A 16,852-nucleotide genomic window follows, 5' to 3' on the forward strand; every position below is an offset into this window, starting at 1 on the left:
GCGCTCCTCAGGCAGAGGCGGTGAGCAGGGCCGCCACGCGGTCCTCGTCGAGCAGCTCGGGGCGCGTCGTCTCGCCGGTCGCGGCGTGGAAGAAGGCTCCGCGCACCCGCTCCGGGTCGATCCCGCGCCAGCGCGCGTAGGCGATCCGGTAGGCCGACAGCTGCACCGCACGCACGGCCATCTCCTCGCCCCGCGGCGGGCGACCGGTCTTCCAGTCCACGACCGTCACCCCGCCGTCGTCGTCGGCGAAGACCGCGTCGACGCGACCACGGATCGCGTGGTCCCCGATCACGGTCTCGAGCGACAGCTCGACGTCGAGGGGCACGCGCTCGGCCCACTCGCTGGCGAGGAAGTGCTCCTGCATGAGCGCGAGGTCCTCGTCGCCGAGTGACTCGTCCGCGCTGCCGGGCAGCTCGAGGATGTCGACCAGCCCGGCCCGCGAGTAGTGCTCCTCGACCCACGCGTGGAAGGCCGTCCCCCGCCGCCCCGCGACCTGCGGTGCCTGGGGCATCGGCCGGCGCAGGTCCAGCGCGAAGGCCTGCGCGTCCCGCGCCAGCCCGACCAGCTGCGAGGTCGACAGGTGCGCCGGCAGCTCGACCGCGACATCGGCCCCACGCGCCCGCCGCCGTCGCTCGCGCTCCTCGAGCAGGATGCGCAGCTCGTCGTCGAGGGGGTCGGCACCCAGGTCGGTGCCGGGGTCGGTCCCGTCGACCATCGCGACGGCAGCGGCGGCCAGTCCCGGCCGCTCGGGCGCGACGTCGTCCCCGGGCCACACGACCTGGCGGCCGACGGCGAGCGCGGGGTTGGGCTCGTCCTTGGTCTGCGGCATGGCCGCCCACTCGATCGTGCGGACCACGCCCGTCGCCCGGGCCTCCTCGATGAACCGCGAGGGCAGCCGCGGCGTCGCGCCCGTCGGCCCCCAGACCCAGGACCCGAGCAGCAGCTGGCTGCGCGCGCGGGTGCACGCGACGTACGCCAGCCGGCGCTCCTCGAGCAGCGCGTGCTCGCCGCCCTCGGCCCGGTAGCGCTTGAGCTCGTCCTGCAGCGCCTTGGCCTGACCGAGCGAGAGGTCGAGGACGGGCAGCCCGCCGCGGTCGCCGCGCAGCGGGTAGGGCACGCCGTCGAGGCCCGAGATCCACCCGGACTCGTTGACCTGGCCGAGGACCCAGTCCCCGTCCCGGTACGAGGCCCGCGACGCGTGGGCCGGGAAGCCGCCCTCGACGAGCCCGGGCACCGCGACGACGTCCCACTCCAGCCCCTTGGCCGCGTGGCACGTGAGGACCTGGACGGCGTCCTTGGTCGGCTCGACGACGGGCTTCTCCAGGCCGCGCTCCTCGGCGACGGCGGCCTCGATCCAGTCGATGAACCCGCCGAGCGTCGGCCGGTCCGCGCTCGAGGAGAACTGCGCTGCCACGTCGGCGAAGGCGTCGAGGTGGGCGCGCGCCGCACCCGGCGACCAGCCGGGCCGCGCGAGCACCTCGACGTCGACGCCCAGCTCGCGCTCGGCCTCGCCGACGAGGTCGGGCAGCGGCATGCCGGCGTGCCGCCGCAGCCGAGCCACCATCCCGGCGAGACGGTGCAGCCGGGCCAGCCCCTCCGCGGAGATGGACTGGCCGCCGTCGCCCGCCCACCCCGGCTCCGGCAGCTGGTCGAGCGCGTCGATGATCGTCACCGCGTCCTCGGGACCGGGCGTCGGCGCCCCGTCGGCGACCTCGGCCGCGGCCTGCCGACCGAGGTGGCGTGCCCACGCGCCGAGACCGTCGAGGTCGGCCGGGCCGAGCAGGCCAGGCGGTCCGGTGAGCAGACGCATCAGCCGGTCGCCGCGGGCGGGGTCCTGCACGACGGTGAGCAGCGCGATGACGTCGGCGACCTCGGCGGTGAGGAGCAGGCCGCCGAGACCGACGACCTCGTAGGGGATCCCGGCGAGCGCGAGGGCGTCGACGACGGCCGTGAACTGCGAGCGCTTGCGGCACAGGACCGCGGCGGTGCGCAGACCCCCTCCGTGCCGGGGCTTGATCCACGCGGCGATGGCCGCCGCCTCGTCGTGGGCGGTGAGCGAGCGCAGCGCCTCCACCTGGCCACGCCCCGCCCCCGGCCGAGGACGAAGGGGGGCGACCGGCACCGTGGTCGTCGCGGCCAGCTCACCGGCCACGGCGTTGGCGACCTCCAGGATGGTCTCGTCGTTGCGCCAGCTGATCGACAGGTGCTCGACGGGCGCAGGTCGCCCCTCGGTGGCGAAGTACTCGGGGAAGGTCGACAGGGTGGTCGAGCTCGCGCCGCGCCAGGCGTAGATCGACTGGTGCGGGTCGCCGACCGCCGTCACCGCAGCCGGGACCTGCCCGTCCGGTGCGAACAGCCGGCGCATGAGGACCATCTGTGCCTCGGAGGTGTCCTGGAACTCGTCGAGCAGGACGACACGGAACCGCTCCCGCTCCGCGCGACCGAGGTCGGGGAAGCGGGTCGCCAGCGCCGCCGCGAGCGCCATCTGGTCCGAGAAGTCCATGACCGAGCGCTCCCGCTTGACCTCGAGGTAGCGCTCGACGATCGGCAGGATGAGCCGCTGCTCGCTCATCGGCGTGATGACCTGCTTGCGGTAGTCCTTGGTCAGCGCCTTGTCGCTCGCCTCGACCGCCTCGAGGTGGGCGAGGGTCCGCGCGGTGAGCGACTCGATGTCGCCGGGGGTGCGCAGGTGCTCGGCGAGCTCACCGGCGAGCGACACGACGGCGCTGGTCACCGTCGACTCGACCTTGTCGAGGTCCTCCATCGGCCCGTCCCAGGCCATGACGACCTCGTGGGCGAGCTGCCAGGTGGCCGCTTCGGAGAGCATCCGCGAGTCCTTCTCGTAGCCCAGGCGCAGCGCGCCCTCGCGCACGAGCCGACCCGCGTACGCATGGTACGTCGAGACGGTGGGCGTGCCGCCGAGCCCGTCGGCGTCGGCGTCCTGCGCCGGGCTCCAGAGGCCGACCCGCTCGAGCGTCGCGAGCCGTCGCGCGACCCGCTCCGCGAGCTCCCCGGCTGCCTTGCGGGTGAAGGTCAGACCGAGCACCTGCTCGGGCGTCACGAGGTCGTTGGCGACGAGCCAGACCACGCGGGCGGTCATCGTCTCGGTCTTGCCGGACCCGGCGCCGGCGACGACGAGCAACGGGGCGAGCGGCGCCTCGATGATCCGGCGCTGCTCGTCGGTCGGCGGGTGCTCCTGACCGAGCGCACGGGCGAGGTCGACGGCGGAGATCTTCGGCGGTGGCGTCATCGCAGCCGCCCCCCTTCCTCGTGGGCCGGGCAGGAGGAGCGGACCGGGCAGATCCGGCACTGCTTCTCGCTCGGCGTCGCGACGAAGGTGGCCGCGGCCATTCCCTCCGCGGTGTCGGTGACGAGGTCGTGGAAGCGGCGCGGCTCCGCCGACCCCGTGATGGCGTCCTGCTGCTGCACGGCCTTGCCCGAGGAGTGCCCGCGACCGAGCTGGACGAGCGCAGCCCCGGCCACCTCGCTGCCGTGCTGCCCGAAGCCGCCCTCGGCCACGGCGACCTGGTAGGCCCCGAGCTGTGGGTGCTCGGCGACCTCCGCCGCCGTCGGCGCAGAGCTGCCGGTCTTGTAGTCGATGACGCGCAGGCGCCCGTCGGCATCGGCCTCGAGCCGGTCGACGCTGCCGCTCAGCACGGCCCGACCGAGCTCCACGCGGAAGCGCTCCTCCGTCGCCACCGGCCGCCACCCCTCGGCGGCGGAGCGCCGGTGGTACTCGGCCAACCAGTGGATCATCTGCTGCGCGCGCTCGTACTTCTGCTCGGTGACCCACCCCGGAGCCATGCCCAGCTGGGGCCACCGACGCTCGAGCTCCGCGCGGAAGGCCTCCTCGCCCGCGTCGCCGAGCTCGTGGGCGATGTCGTGGACGAGGGTGCCCACCTCCATCGAGGTGCTGCTCGGCCCTTGCCCACCGGCCGACTGCAGCAGCCACCGCAGGCCGCACTCGGAGAACTGGGCGACCTTGGACGGGCTCACGCCGACCGGCACGCCCTCCGCCCGCACGGGGCGGGCGTCGGTGAGGTCGCGCAGCGCCCACCACGAGGACGGGTCCGCGCCGGGGACACCCGCCGCCGCGAGGTAGGAGAGCCGGGCGACGGCACGGGCCACCTCCTCGGGCGAGCGCGGGTGGCCCTCGGTGCCCACGAGCTGCTGGCGCAGCCGGGCGACCAGACCGGTGAGGTCGAGCGGCGGGGGCACGTCGGTCGGCTCACGACGACGTCCGTCGTCGGGCAGGGGGTCGACGAGGTCGAGGTAGACCGAGGGCTGCTCGTCCTCGGCGGCCACGGCGGTGACGAGCACCCGTTCGCTCGCCCGCGTGAGGGCGACGTGGAAGAGCCGCGTCTCGTCGTGCCGCACCGCGGCGGCCGCCCCGGCTCCGGCGCGGTCGCGCCCGGTGACGACGTCGACGAGGCGCTCCGAGCCGAGCAGGGAGCCGCGCAGGCGCAGGTCGGGCCACACGCCCTCCTGGACGCCGGCGAGGACGACGGTGTGCCACTGGTTGCCGGCCGCCGTCTGCGGGGTGACGAGCGCGACCGCGTCCGGGTCGGGGCTGCGCGCGGCGAGCGAGTCCGCCGCGACCGACCGACCGGCCACGGCGTCGAGGAAGGCGTCCGGGCCGGAGGCCGACAGGGCGTCCTGGTGCGCGGCTGCCGCGTCGAAGAGCGCCACGACCGCGTCGAGCGAGCGGTCGGCGCGCGCGCCCGCGGGTCCCCCGGCGAGCGCGGTGGCGCGCCAGGGCTCGGCGAGGCCGGTGGCCTGCCACAGCTGCCACAGGACGGACTCGGCGGTCACCCCCTTCGCCCACCCACGGCCGTCATCGGAGGTCGGCGCCGCGGCCCGCCCGGCCGCGAGGACGGTGGCGAGCCGCAGGAGCGGAGCCGCATCCTCACCGAGGTGGGCCAACCGTTCGGGGTCGAGGACCAGCTCCCCGAGCAGCTCGTCGCTCGTGCGGGTGCCCTCGACAGCGAGCTCCTCCCGCCGCAGCACGCGACGCAGCCGACGGATGGCGACGGTGTCCGCGGCGACGAGCGGGCTGGCGAGCAGGTCGACGACGTCGGTCGCCGGGAGCGCGTCGAGGCGCCCCCGGGCGAGGTCGACGACGAGGGAGAGCAGGTGGAGCAGCGGGCGTGCCGCTGGCTCGTCGCGCACCGGCACCCGGTGCGCGTCGGCCAGGACCGGCACCCCGCGGGCGGCGAGCACCCGGCGCAGCGTCGCCTGGCGCGCGGAGCCGCGCACGACGACCGCCAGCTCGGACCACGGCACGCCGTGGAGCAGGTGGGCCCGGCGCAGCTCGTGGGCGATGAAGGCCGCCTCCTGCGCGCTGGAGTGGAGCACGTGGGCCTCGACGCTGCCGCCGGGCCGGGCAGCGGCCGCTGCGCGCTGCCGGCCTCCGCCGAGCGCCGCGATCTTGGGCGTGACGCGGGCCGCGGCCGCGTGCACCGCCTCGGGCATCCGGTACCCCCGGCGCAGGACGAGGTCGATGACCGTCCGCCCGCCCCAATCGCCGACGAGGTGGTGCGGGTCGGCGCCGCGGAAGCCCTGCACGGTCGCGTCCGGGTCACCGACGAGGACGAGGTCGACGCCGTCCCCGGTGAGCACCCGCAGCAGTCGAGCCGCAGGCGCGGTGAGCTCGTGGGCGTCGTCGACGACGACGAGCCGCAGGCCCGAGCGCACCCGTTCGCGCGCCTCCGGGTCGTCCTCGAGGAGCTCGGCAGACGCGGTGAGCACCCAGGCCGGGTCGAAGGCGCCCGGCCTGGACAGCGCCGTGACCTCGTCGTACTCCCGGGCGACCTGCGCGGCGGCGACCCACTCGGGGCGGTCGTGCTCGACGCCGAGCCGCGCGAGGTCGTGCGGGGAGACGCCGTGCTCGATCGCGCGCATGAGCAGGTCGCGCAGCTCCTCGCGGAACCCGCGCGTCGTGAGTGCCTCGGCGAGGTCCTCCGGCCACCGTGGACCGGCGCCGGACTCGCGGTGCCCGTCGAGCAGCTCGCCGAGCACGAGGTCCTGGTCCGCGCCGGAGAGGAGCCGCGGCGCCGGGGCACCGGCGAGGACCGCGTGCTGGCGCAGCACCGCGAAGCCGAGCGACTGCATCGTGCGCGCCATCGGCTCGGTCGTCGCCCCGGAGAGGCCCGCCGTCACGGCGTCACGGGCCTCGGCCGCGGCCAGCCGGGTCGCGGCGACGAGGAGGACCTCGTCGGGGGCGCACTCCCCCTGCGCGACCCGGTCGAGCACGGCGGCGACGGCGACGCTCGTCTTGCCCGTCCCGGGCGCACCGAGGACCCGCACGACGTCACCGCGCGCGCCGACCGCGGACGTCTGGTCGGCGTCGAGCGATGGGGCGACGGCACCGCCCTTCGTCGTCGGCGGTCGCAGGTGCACGGTGGGGAGCTGCTCGGTCACGCCCCCATCCCACCACCCCGGGCCGACAACGACCGGTGGCGCATCCGGGGCCGGGGTCGGCACTACCCGCAGGTAGGCTGGTGAGCCCCGCCACGTGGCGGTCATCGACACCCGGAGGACCCATGAGCTCCCACGCGCCCGGCACGCGAGTGCAGCGCATGCCCCGAGCGCAGCGCCGTGCCCAGCTGCTCGAGGCCGCGCTCACCGTCTTCGTCTCGCGGGGCTACCACGCGGCTGCGATGGAGGACATCGCCGACCAGGCGGGCGTCTCCAAGCCGGTGCTCTACCAGCACTTCCCCGGCAAGCTCGAGCTCTACCTGGCCCTCCTCGACGTCCAGTGCGACACGCTCGAGGCGCTGGTGCTCGAGGCCCTGGGCTCCAGCACCGACCACGAGGAGCGCGTCTACGCGACCGTCGCCGCCTTCTTCAGCTTCGTCGCCGACCAGGGCGGCGCCTTCCGCCTCATCTACGAGTCGGACCTGACCAACGAGCCCCAGGTGCGGCACCGCATCGACGCCCTCGAGGCCCAGCTCGGCGAGGCGATCGCCGAGCGCATCACCGAGGACACCCCGCTGCCGCAGGAGCTCGCCGAGATGCTCGGTCTGGCGATGGCCGGTGCCGCGCAGGTCATGGCCCGCACGTGGCTGGCGCACGGCAGCCAGTTCCCGAGGGAGGTCGCCCAGCAGGCCGCGGGCCACCTCGCGTGGCGCGGCATGGGGTCCTTCCCGATCAACCGCATGGGCGACCCCGACAGGGCCGCTGACACCCCCGGGTGACACGATGTCACCGTCATCCCCCGACACCGAAGGAGTGACCGTGGAGGTCAAGATCGGCATCCAGAACGTGGCCCGTGAGGTCGTCATCGAGGCCGAGGGCTCCGAGACCGAGATCGAGACCGCCGTGCGCGCCGCGCTCGACGGCGGACCGCTCGTGCTCACCGACGACAAGGGCCGTCGCGTCATGGTCCCCGCCGGTGCCCTCGGGTACGTCGACGTCGGTGAGCCCACCCGTGGCCGGGTCGGTTTCGGGGCCTGATTGTCACGCGGTGAGCATCCACCGCAGCGAGATCGTCACTTCCTGACAGTCGCCCCAGCAGCCTCAGGAGTCTATGTTGGTCACGGAGAGCCCACACGGGGCTACCTGAGCGCGCCCGCTCACCCCTGTCGGGCGCAAGAAGGAGCTGATCAGCATGTTGTGGACCATCATCGTCACGATCATCGTCGGTGCCATCATCGGCGCCTTGGCCCGTCTCGTCCTGCCGGGCCGGCAGAACATCTCCACCCTCGTCACCGTGATCCTCGGCATCGTGGGTGCCCTGATCGGCTCGTGGGCCTACACCGCGCTGTCGGGCAACGACAACACGAGTGGCATCGACTGGATCGCGTTCATCCTCGGCATCATCGCCGCCGCGATCCTGATCGTCATCTACGGCATGCTCGTCGGCCGCAAGCAGGTCTGACGCGCCGTCCTGAGGAGGTTGCTCGGCAACCGTCTCGAAGGACGCCGGCACCGAAGGGGCCCCGCCATCTAGGCGGGGCCCCTTCGCGTGCTCCGGGCGCGCGCCTCAGGACGCGAGGCCGAGCCGCCCCATGCGCAGCTGGTGGCGGTCGGTGAGCCGCTGCATCAGGCGCCCGACCTCCTCGAGGGAGGCGCCCGGGCGATCGGGGCCCAGACCGAGCACGAGGTCGCTGAGCGACTCGTGCTGGGCGGCGACGACCTGCCCCTGGGTGAGGGCCTCGCCGACGAGACGGCGCCCCCACAGCGCGAGCGGCCCGCCCCGCCTCGGGTCCTGCGCGATGCCGCGGCGCACGGCCGAGACGATGACGTCGACGTCCCGGTGGCTGCCGCCCGCCTGCTCGATGATCGCGCGCGACGTCGGGTCGACGTAGCGGGCCACCTCGAGGAAGAAGTCCGACGCGATCCCGTCACCGATGTAGGCCTTGACCAGGCCCTCGAGCAGGTCCTGCGGATGGGTGCGTGCGTGGTAGGCGTCGAAGGCCTCGCGGAAGGGCTCCATCGCCGCGATCGGGTCGCCGCCGAGCGCGACGATGTGGTCGCTGAGCAGCTCGTGGTTGCGAAACTCCTTGACCGCGATGCCGGCCAGCGCGCGCTTGAGGGCGAGGTCGTCGGCCATCTCGGAGTCGGCGGCGATGCGGGTGAAACCGGAGATCGCGCCGTAGGCGATCACGCCGAGGAGGTCGATCGTCCCCGCCCCCTCACGGTGCGACGGCTCGGCGGAGGAGGAAGGGAGGGCCGGCTCGCTCATCCGGCCAGCCTAGTGCGCGGCCGGGTGCTTTTCGGCTCCGCGGCCCACCGGCGGGTAGCATGATCGGGACCAGCGGTGCCCGGTCGGCATCCACCTCTTGCCCGGACGAGACGTCCGGCGCGGTCGCCCCCTTCGTGGCGGATCGCACTGAAGACCTCCGATCGGCCCGTGCCACCTGAGCGGCGCATCTCGCCGTCCCACGCTGATCGAGAGACCCCATGTCCGAGACCACCACGCCCGAGGACGTCCAGGCGACGCCCGACATCGAGGGCACGGCCCCCGAGGCCGCGCAGCAGACCTTCGGCGACTTCGACGTCCACCCCGACATCGTCGCCTCGCTGGCCGACGCGGGGATCATCCACCCCTTCCCGATCCAGGCGATGACCCTCCCGGTCGCGCTCGGCGGGCACGACATCATCGGTCAGGCCAAGACGGGTACCGGCAAGACGCTCGGCTTCGGCGTCCCGATGCTCGACCGCGTCGACACCGAGACCGACGACCCCCGCCCGCAGGCCCTGGCGGTCGCGCCGACCCGTGAGCTCGCCAGCCAGGTCGCCGCCGACCTCGAGCGCGCCGGCAAGCGCCGCGGCATCAAGGTCCTCACCGTCTACGGCGGCCGCGCGTACGAGCCGCAGATCGAGGCGCTCAAGAAGGGTGTCCACGTCGTCGTCGGCACCCCCGGTCGCCTCATCGACCTGGCCCAGCAGAAGCACCTCGACCTGTCCAACACCAAGACGGTCGTGCTCGACGAGGCCGACGAGATGCTCGACCTCGGCTTCCTGCCCGACGTCGAGAAGATCATGGCGATGACCTCGCCGGCCCGGCACACGATGCTCTTCTCCGCGACGATGCCCGGCGCGATCGTCGCGCTCGCCCGCCGCTACATGACCCAGCCGACGCACATCCGCGCGATGAGCGAGGACGGCGAGGCCGACAGCCACACCGTCAAGGCGACCGAGCAGTTCGTCTACCGCGCGCACGCGATGGACAAGGTCGAGATGATCGCCCGCATCCTGCAGGCGAGGGACCGCGGCCTGACGATCATCTTCTCCCGCACCAAGCGCACCGCCGCCAAGGTCGCCGACGAGCTCACCGACCGCGGTTTCGCGGCCGCCTCGATCCACGGTGACCTCGGGCAGGGTGCCCGCGAGCAGGCGCTGCGCGCCTTCCGCAACGGCAAGGTCGACGTCCTCGTCGCCACCGACGTCGCCGCCCGCGGCATCGACGTCACCGACGTCACCCACGTCATCAACTACCAGTGCCCCGACGACGAGAAGACCTACGTCCACCGCATCGGCCGCACCGGCCGCGCCGGCAACACCGGCATCGCAGTGACCTTCGTCGACTGGGACGACGAGACCAAGTGGGCGGTCATCAACCGCCAGCTCGACCTCGGCATCCCCGAGGCCGTCGAGACCTACTCCTCGAGCCCGCACCTCTTCAGCGACCTCGACATCCCCGAGGGCACCAAGGGCCGCCTGCCGCGCGCCCAGCGCACCCGAGAGGGCCTGGACGCGGAGCGCATCGAGGACCTCGGCGAGACCGGCAAGTCCGGCGGGCGCCGCTCCGGTGGCGGTCGCGGTGGCTCTGGCGGTGGCCGCAGCGGCTCCCGTGACGGCGGCCGCAGCGAGCGCCGCGAGGACCAGGGCGGCGAGGGCCGGCGCAGCGAGGCCAAGGCCGACGGCGAGGGCGGTCCGCGCCGTCGCCGCAACCGTCGTCGCACGCACGGCGGCCAGTCGGGCCAGGCCCAGGACGCAGGCTGATGGCGAAGGGGGACGGCCTCCCGTCCCCCTTCGCCCCGGCGAACTAGGCTGCCCGGGTGCGTGACCCCAAGACACTCGCCCGAGGCGCCGCCCGCCGTGCCTACTCGACCCTGCAGCGCCTGCGGCCCCGGCCGACGGCGTCCGACGGGTCGAGCGCCGCTGACGTCACGGCGCGCGTCGCGACGCTGACCGAGGCCCGCGACCACGCGGCGGCCGTCGAGCTCGTCCGCAGCGAGCTGCCGGCACTCGGCACGGACTCCGCCTTCCTCGACCAGGCCCGCCGCAGTGCCTCGCGCGCCGGCGAGCCGAGCCTGCAGCAGACGATCACGCGGCAGCAGCTCGCGGTGACCCCGCGCTTCGCGCGGCCGGCGCGCACCCGGCTCGAGGCCGCCCTGGCCCAGGTGACCGGTCGCCTCCGGGAGACCGACCCCGACTGGTCACCGCACCTCGACCCGACCGCCGTGCGCGCCGCGCGCACCGTGCAGGAGCGCGAAGGGAGGGAACCCTCCCTCCGCGTCGCCCACCTGCTGAAGATCGCTCTGCCCCACCGGCAGTCGGGCTACTCAGTGCGCACCCGATACAACCTCGCCGCGCAGGTCGCGTCCGGGGTCGAGCCGGTGGCGATCACCGCGCTCGACTTCCCCGGCGACGCCGGCACGCCCGCGACCGAGGAGGTCCACGGGATCCGGCACCGCCACCTGCTGCGGGCCGACGTCCCGGGCGCGGAGACCGTCGACGCCCACCTCGAGGCCTACGCGGCACACCTGCTGCCGGTCGTCGCCGAGGAGGCCCCCGACCTGCTGCACGTGCACTCCGGCTCGCGCGGCTACGACGCGGCCCTCGTCGGCGGGGCCGTCGCCGACGCGCTCGACATCCCCTGGGTCTACGAGGTGCGCGGGTTCTTCGAGGCGATCTGGAGCCAGGACCTCGACCGGGCGGAGTCGGCCGAGACCTACCGTCGCCGGCGCGACACCGACACCCGCTGCATGGCAGCGGCCGACGCGGTCATCACGCTCAGCGAGTCGATGCGCTCGGACATCATCGCCCGCGGGATCCCCGCCGTGCGGGTGCACGTCGTGCCCAACGGCGTCGACGCGAGCGCCTTCGCCCCCCGGCCGCGCCGTGACGACCTCGTCGAGCAGTACGGCCTCGTCGGGCGGTTCGTCTTCGGCTACGTCTCCAACCTCGACCACTACCGCGAGGGCCAGGAGCTGCTCGTCGACGCCGCCGTCGCGCTGCGCGGGCGGGGCGTCGACGCGGTCGCGCTCATCGTCGGCGACGGCACCCGCCGGGCCGAGATCGAGGCGCACGCCGCGGCGGTCGGCGCGGGCGACGCGGTCGTCTTCACCGGCCGCGTCCCCCACGAGGAGGTCCTCGACCACTACGCCCTCGTCGACGTCTTCGTCGTCCCCCGCGTGGACGAGCGGGCGGCGCGGCTGGTCACGCCGCTCAAGCCCTTCGAGGCCATGGCCGCCGGCCTGCCGGTGCTCGTGTCCGACCTGCCGGCCCTGACCGAGATCACCGGTGACGGCGAGCGCGGCGAGTCCTTCGCCGTCGGGGACGCCGAGGCGCTCACCGAGGCCCTCGTGCGCCTGGCCGGGGACCCGGCGCGCCGGGCCGAGCTGGCCGCGGCCGGGCGGGCCTGGGTCGAGACCGAGCGCTCCTGGGAGGCCAACGGCGTTCGCTACCGCGAGATCTACGAGCAGGTGCTCGGCTCCCACCGGGGCTGAGCCCGCCGAGACTCGGGCGATGGCGCCTATCGAGCCCCTGTTGGAGCCATCACCCGAGTGTCGCGGGCGGGCTCAGACGTCGACGTGCTCGCGCGGGTCGCCGTAGAAGACGACCGTGCTCGACTTGTTCATGAAGGACGCGTCCTCGACCGTCCACGTGTGCGCGTGCCGATCGGTGCCGCGAATGCTGACATAGCCGAAGCGGTCCGAGGAGTAGGTCCGCACGCCGGCGGCCTGTGCCCGGTCGAGCAGGTCGGTGTCGACCGCCCGTGGCAGGTCCGAGAAGCGCAGGTCGCGGGCCACGTCGCCGCGCATGAGGATCGACCCGCCCTGGACCAGCCGCTCGAAGCGGTGCTCGCTCGCCGGGAACCGCAGGATCACCGCACCCGTGCTGCGCAGCCACGTGTAGTGCGCCCACTTGCCCGCGATCCCCGCGCCGGAGTACTCGAGCGCGTCGACGAGGTCGACCAGGTAGTGCCGGCCGTAGAAGTTGTCGTCGTCGATCTTGGCGACGTGGGCACCGTCGGAGGCGTCGATGCCGAGGTTGAGGCAGGCGCCGAGGGTGAGCGAGGCATCCGCGGCCACGACCGTCATCTCGTCGATCCCCTTGTCGCGGAAGCGTGCGCGCACCTCTGCCTCGTCGACGTCGAGCCCGTGCAGGACGAGGACGACCTGGACCTCGCCGGAGTGCAGGAGCGACTGGCGGGCCATGTTGTCGGCGACGGTGCCGAGCTCGTGGGCGCGGTTGGTCGAGATCACGGCGCTCACGCTGCGGTCGAAGGGGGTCCCCCGCACCCCGCGCAGGGGGCGAGGCCGCTCGAGCAGGGCCTCCAGGTCGGCAGCGCGGTGGACGAAGCCGTGCGCGGCCCGCACCTCGCGACCGGCCCGCAGGCCGGCCCGGTCGACGAGCTCGTCCTGCCACAGGTGGGCGCGGGCGTGCAGGGCCAGCTGGGTGTCGTCCTCGACGCGGGCGGTCTCGGCCGCCACGGCGTCCGGCAACCGGTCGAGCACCGCGGGGGTCGCGATGGGGGCGGTGCCCGCGGCTGCGGCCTCGAGCACCTGCCACGGCGTCGCGGGACGGTCGGCGACGAAGGCCGCCGCCCGGTACCGGCCGAGCACCGGACGGTCCCCGGGGATGTCGGTGGCGGCGTCGTCCCCGCCGAGCAGGTCGAGCCGCTGCGGCTGCACCGGGGCCAGCCGCCCCCGGTCGTAGCCGGCGTCGCCGACCAGCGCGACGACCTGCTCGCGACGTCGGGTCGCGCCGACGGCTGCCGGCGAGTGGATGCGCGTGGCGGCGGCGGGCGGCAGGAGGTGGACCTCGCGACCGAGCCGGGCCGCCCAGTCCGGGAGGCTCCCTTCGTCGTCCACGCAGACGTGCACGGGGACGGTGGCACCGGCGACGAGCCGCTCGACCGCGTCGGCCGCGACCCGCGCGCTCCCGGTGACCCACACGAGCACCGGGACGGTGGCCGCGAGGACGGCGGCGCGCTGCCCGGCGAAGGGGGCCTCGAGGGTCACCGCCGACCGCGCGTCCACCTCGACGAGCACGGCGTCGGGGTCGACGGCGGTGAGGGTCCACTCGTCCGCGAGGCCCGCACGCACCCGCTCGGAGGCGTGCACGTCGACGCGCAGGGTGGCCCGGCTCGGTGCCGTCCCGGCAGCAGGGGCGTTGACCCGGGACAGGCGCCGGACCGCCTCGCGACGGGCCCGCGGCCCGGCCGTGGCGTCCCGGACGGCGGCGCGCACAGCCTTGGCGGAGCCGCCGAGCGCGCTCATCGCCGCTCCCGCAGCAGGTGGTGCACCCGGGCCTCGCCCGCGTGCTCGGGCAGCCACGTCGCCGCGCCCTCCGGCACACCCCACGTCGCGAGCTCGGTCTCGACGGCCACCCGGGTCCACGCCGGGTCCACGCGGTGCGTCCGCGTGCCGACGGGCTCGGTGACGACCACGTCACCGGTCACGACGTCGGGCGCCGGGCGCCCCACGGACAGCGACTCGGCGCGGCGCACCCAGGTCACCGCCGCCTCGACGCGCTCCTCGGGGTGCACCTGCAGCACGTCGTCGCACGTGTCGAGCAGCCGGCGGACCGGGGCGAGCAGCGGCTTGCGGTACAGGCGCAGGCGCGCCGGGTTCTCGCGGTGCAGCAGGGCGATCCGCACGTCGAGCTCGCGCAGGCGCTCGATCGCGCCCACGAGGTCGCCGGCGTCGGCCATCGGGTCCGCCGCGTCGTCGACGACGAGGACGTCGAAGGGGGCGTGGGGCCTCGTCGACACCCACACGTGGGGCGCCGCGAAGGGACGCCCCTCGGCGCGCTCCCGCGCCGGGTCGGACTCGCCGTGCCGGGTCGCCCAGTCGAGGTCGGTGAGGGGCCTGCCGCGCTCGCGCTCCACCGCGAGGCGGCGGTGCCAGACCTTGTAGGCCGAGCGGTAGGCCATGCGTGCGCCGACCCCCCACCCGACGCCGAAGTCGCTGCGGGACAAGGACCCTGCACGCAGCCTGGTCAGCTGCAGCGGGGGCTCGACGAGGAGCGGCTCGATACCGGTCACGGCGGCGATGCGCGCGTCGTACTCGCTGTCGGCGCTCTTGCGCACGTCGTCGAAGGAGCCGACCCGGTCGATCGTCGCACGCGGCAGGACGAGCCCCGAGGCGTTGAGCCGCGTCGACGGGTAGCCGAGCCACACGAGCGTCAGGTCGTCGCTCGGCCGGATGGTCATGCCGTGCGTCGCGGGCAGGTCCGGGTCGGCGAGCAGCGGCGTCACCTGGCGCTCGATGCGCTCGGGGTGGCTCCAGTCGTCGGCGTCGAGGAAGGCGAGGTACTCCCCCTTCGCCTCCCGGATGCCGAGGTTGCGGGCACGGTAGGCGCCACCGTTGCGCTCGCGGGTGATGATGCGCGACGTCGGGTGCAGGCCGGCGATGCGGGCGATCTCGGCCGTGTGCTCGGGGCCGGAGGCGTCGTCGACGACGACGACGTCGAGGTGCGGCCAGGTCTGGTCGCGCAGGGCGCGGATCGCGGTCGCGAGCCACGGGCCCGGCCGGTGCGCCGTGACGATGACGCTGACGGTCGGCAGCTCGTCCTCGGTGACCGTGCGGCCCACCGCTGCCGAGACCCGCTGTGCGACACCGGCCCTCAGCGTCGCGAGCTCGTCCGGGTCGGCCCCGACACGGTCGTAGGCAGGAGCGCCGCCGGGGAACTGCGCGGCCGTCTCCTCGCCGATGACCGCAGCGAGCTCGGCCTGGCCCAGCAGGCGCGGCACGAGCGCACCGGCGTCCCGCCAGCGGCGGGTGAGCAGGCGCCACCACGCGGCCTCGTCGCCGGTGATCGACGGGTGCGCGAGGTCGGTCTCGAGGTCCAGCCGCTCGTCCTCGGAGAGCTGGGTGAGCAGCGGCAGGTGGGCGCGCAGCACGTCGGCCCCCTCACCGGCAGCGGTCTGGCGCAGCAGGAGGGTGTGAGCGTGCAGGAGCGCCTGGCGGGTCGTGAGACTCGCAGCGTGCCCCTGCTCGATCAGCTCGCGGAGGATCGCCGAGCCCTCCCGCACGAGCTCCTCGTCCCCGCTCGTCGTCAGCAGCTCCGCGTAGCCCGCCCGCCAGGTCGGCGCGCCGGTGCGCTCCGCGAGGGTCCGCGCGACCTCGCGCAGCAGGGTCGAGCGGGTGCGCAGCCCGGTGGCGACGAGGTCGTCGACGCCGATCTGCTCGGCGCCGCGGGCGTAGCCGGCGACGAGCGGGTCGAGCCCGCGCAGCGGGGTCGGTCGGACGCGGGCGCGAAGGGGGTCGATCACCCGTCGGCGGGCGGCGGGGTCCCCGGTGAGGACGGCGCGGAGGCCACCGACGGCGAGGCTACGGGCGCGTTGCAGGGTGGGCACGGGCGGCTCAGATCGCGGCGAGGATCGCTTCGGTGACCTCGCGGTAGGCGGCGGCGCCCTTGCTGCTGCGCGCGGTGTCGAGGATGGACCGACCGGCGGCGGGGGCTTCGGCGAAACGGACGGTGCGCGGGATCGGCGGCGACAGGACCGGCAGCTTGTACCGCGTCCCGAGGTCGTCGAGGACCTCGCGGGCGTGGTTGGAGCGTCCGTCGTACATCGTCGGCAGGATCCCGATGGTCTTGAGCTTCTTGTTGAGCAGCTTCTTGACGTCCTTGACGGTGTCGAGCAGCTGGCCGACGCCGCGGTGGCTGAGCATCTCGGCCTGCATGGGGATGATCAGGCCGGTCGCGGCGGTCAGCGCCGAGAGGGTGAGGACACCCAGGCTCGGGCTGCAGTCGAGCAGGATGACGTCGTAGTCCCCGCGCACGTCCTCGAGCACGGACTGGAGGACGAACTCGCGCCCGGGGCGGGTCAGCAGCTGGGCCTCGGAGCCGGCGAGCTCGATCGTCGAGGGCAGCAGGTCGATGCCCTCCCCCGCCTCGAGGATCGCGTCGCCGATCTCGGCCTGGCCGAGGACGACCTCGTTGACGGACAGCTCCACGGCGTCCGGATCGACCCCGAGGCTGAAGGTCAGGCTCGCCTGCGGGTCGAGGTCGACGAGCAGGACCCGCTGACCGAGCTCGGCCATCGCGGCACCGATGGACGCGACCGACGTCGTCTTGGCGACGCCGCCCTTCTGGTTCGCGACAGCGATGATGGCTGCCTTCTTCGCCCGTGCCACGTGTGACGCCTTTCGATGGGAGTCGATGCCGCGCT

General features: G+C 74.5%; 11 protein-coding genes. 5 read left to right on the forward strand and 6 right to left on the reverse strand.

The genetic code is table 11. The features are described from left to right. Window positions 1–7: 7 nt before the first annotated feature. On the reverse strand, window positions 8–3,250 hold the full coding sequence (locus JT1_RS09740) for an ATP-dependent helicase (RefSeq protein WP_068325628.1): 3,243 nt from the start codon (window positions 3,248–3,250) through the stop codon (window positions 8–10). Beyond that, window positions 3,247–6,420, reverse strand: coding sequence for an ATP-dependent helicase (locus JT1_RS09745; protein WP_255218301.1), 3,174 nt, complete (start codon window positions 6,418–6,420; stop codon window positions 3,247–3,249). The genes JT1_RS09740 and JT1_RS09745 overlap by 4 nt, the downstream gene beginning before the upstream one ends. A 122-nt stretch (window positions 6,421–6,542) precedes the next feature. Here JT1_RS09745 and JT1_RS09750 point away from each other — a divergent pair, with 122 nt between their 5' ends. The 3 genes from JT1_RS09750 to JT1_RS09760 all read left to right on the forward strand — a co-directional run bounded on the left by JT1_RS09750 (window position 6,543) and on the right by JT1_RS09760 (window position 7,879). Further along, on the forward strand, window positions 6,543–7,196 hold the full coding sequence (locus JT1_RS09750) for a TetR/AcrR family transcriptional regulator (RefSeq protein WP_068325630.1): 654 nt from the start codon (window positions 6,543–6,545) through the stop codon (window positions 7,194–7,196). 40 nt (window positions 7,197–7,236) lie between these two features. Then, a complete protein-coding gene (locus tag JT1_RS09755; protein WP_068325632.1) occupies window positions 7,237–7,455 on the forward strand; it encodes a DUF3107 domain-containing protein in 219 nt (72 codons plus the stop codon). Between the two features lie 154 nt (window positions 7,456–7,609). Beyond that, the gene (locus JT1_RS09760; RefSeq protein WP_068325634.1) at window positions 7,610–7,879 is read left to right on the forward strand and encodes a GlsB/YeaQ/YmgE family stress response membrane protein; all 270 of its coding nucleotides are present in this window, start codon (window positions 7,610–7,612) and stop codon (window positions 7,877–7,879) included. Window positions 7,880–7,984: 105 nt separating this feature from the next. Here JT1_RS09760 and JT1_RS09765 read toward each other — a convergent pair whose 3' ends face one another. Continuing rightward, on the reverse strand, window positions 7,985–8,686 hold the full coding sequence (locus tag JT1_RS09765; protein ID WP_082807603.1) for a ferritin-like fold-containing protein: 702 nt from the start codon (window positions 8,684–8,686) through the stop codon (window positions 7,985–7,987). Window positions 8,687–8,904: 218 nt separating this feature from the next. On the opposite strand from JT1_RS09765, the gene JT1_RS09770 reads away from it, so the two are divergent. Beyond that, the gene (locus tag JT1_RS09770; protein ID WP_068325636.1) at window positions 8,905–10,449 is read left to right on the forward strand and encodes a DEAD/DEAH box helicase; all 1,545 of its coding nucleotides are present in this window, start codon (window positions 8,905–8,907) and stop codon (window positions 10,447–10,449) included. Between the two features lie 56 nt (window positions 10,450–10,505). Beyond that, window positions 10,506–12,179, forward strand: a complete 1,674-nt coding sequence (locus tag JT1_RS09775; RefSeq protein ID WP_068325639.1) for a glycosyltransferase family 4 protein — start codon at window positions 10,506–10,508, stop codon at window positions 12,177–12,179. A 72-nt stretch (window positions 12,180–12,251) separates the two neighbouring features. Here the strand turns inward: JT1_RS09775 and JT1_RS09780 are convergent, their stop codons facing one another. From JT1_RS09780 to JT1_RS09790, 3 genes are read right to left on the reverse strand one after another with little or no spacing between them, the layout of a single operon-like run. After that, entirely contained in the window at window positions 12,252–13,955 is a 1,704-nt protein-coding gene (locus JT1_RS09780; protein ID WP_068325640.1) for a glycosyltransferase, read from the reverse strand. Beyond that, window positions 13,952–16,036: a glycosyltransferase family A protein gene (locus tag JT1_RS09785; RefSeq protein WP_068325642.1), complete on the reverse strand. Its 2,085-nt coding sequence runs from the start codon at window positions 16,034–16,036 to the stop codon at window positions 13,952–13,954. Before JT1_RS09785 ends, JT1_RS09780 begins: the two co-directional genes overlap by 4 nt. A gap of 7 nt (window positions 16,037–16,043) precedes the next feature. Then, entirely contained in the window at window positions 16,044–16,817 is a 774-nt protein-coding gene (locus tag JT1_RS09790) for a ParA family protein (RefSeq protein ID WP_068325645.1), read from the reverse strand. Window positions 16,818–16,852: the final 35 nt, after the last annotated feature.

The organism is Janibacter terrae NBRC 107853 (assembly GCF_001591405.1).
GTDB classification, from domain to species: domain Bacteria; phylum Actinomycetota; class Actinomycetes; order Actinomycetales; family Dermatophilaceae; genus Janibacter; species Janibacter terrae.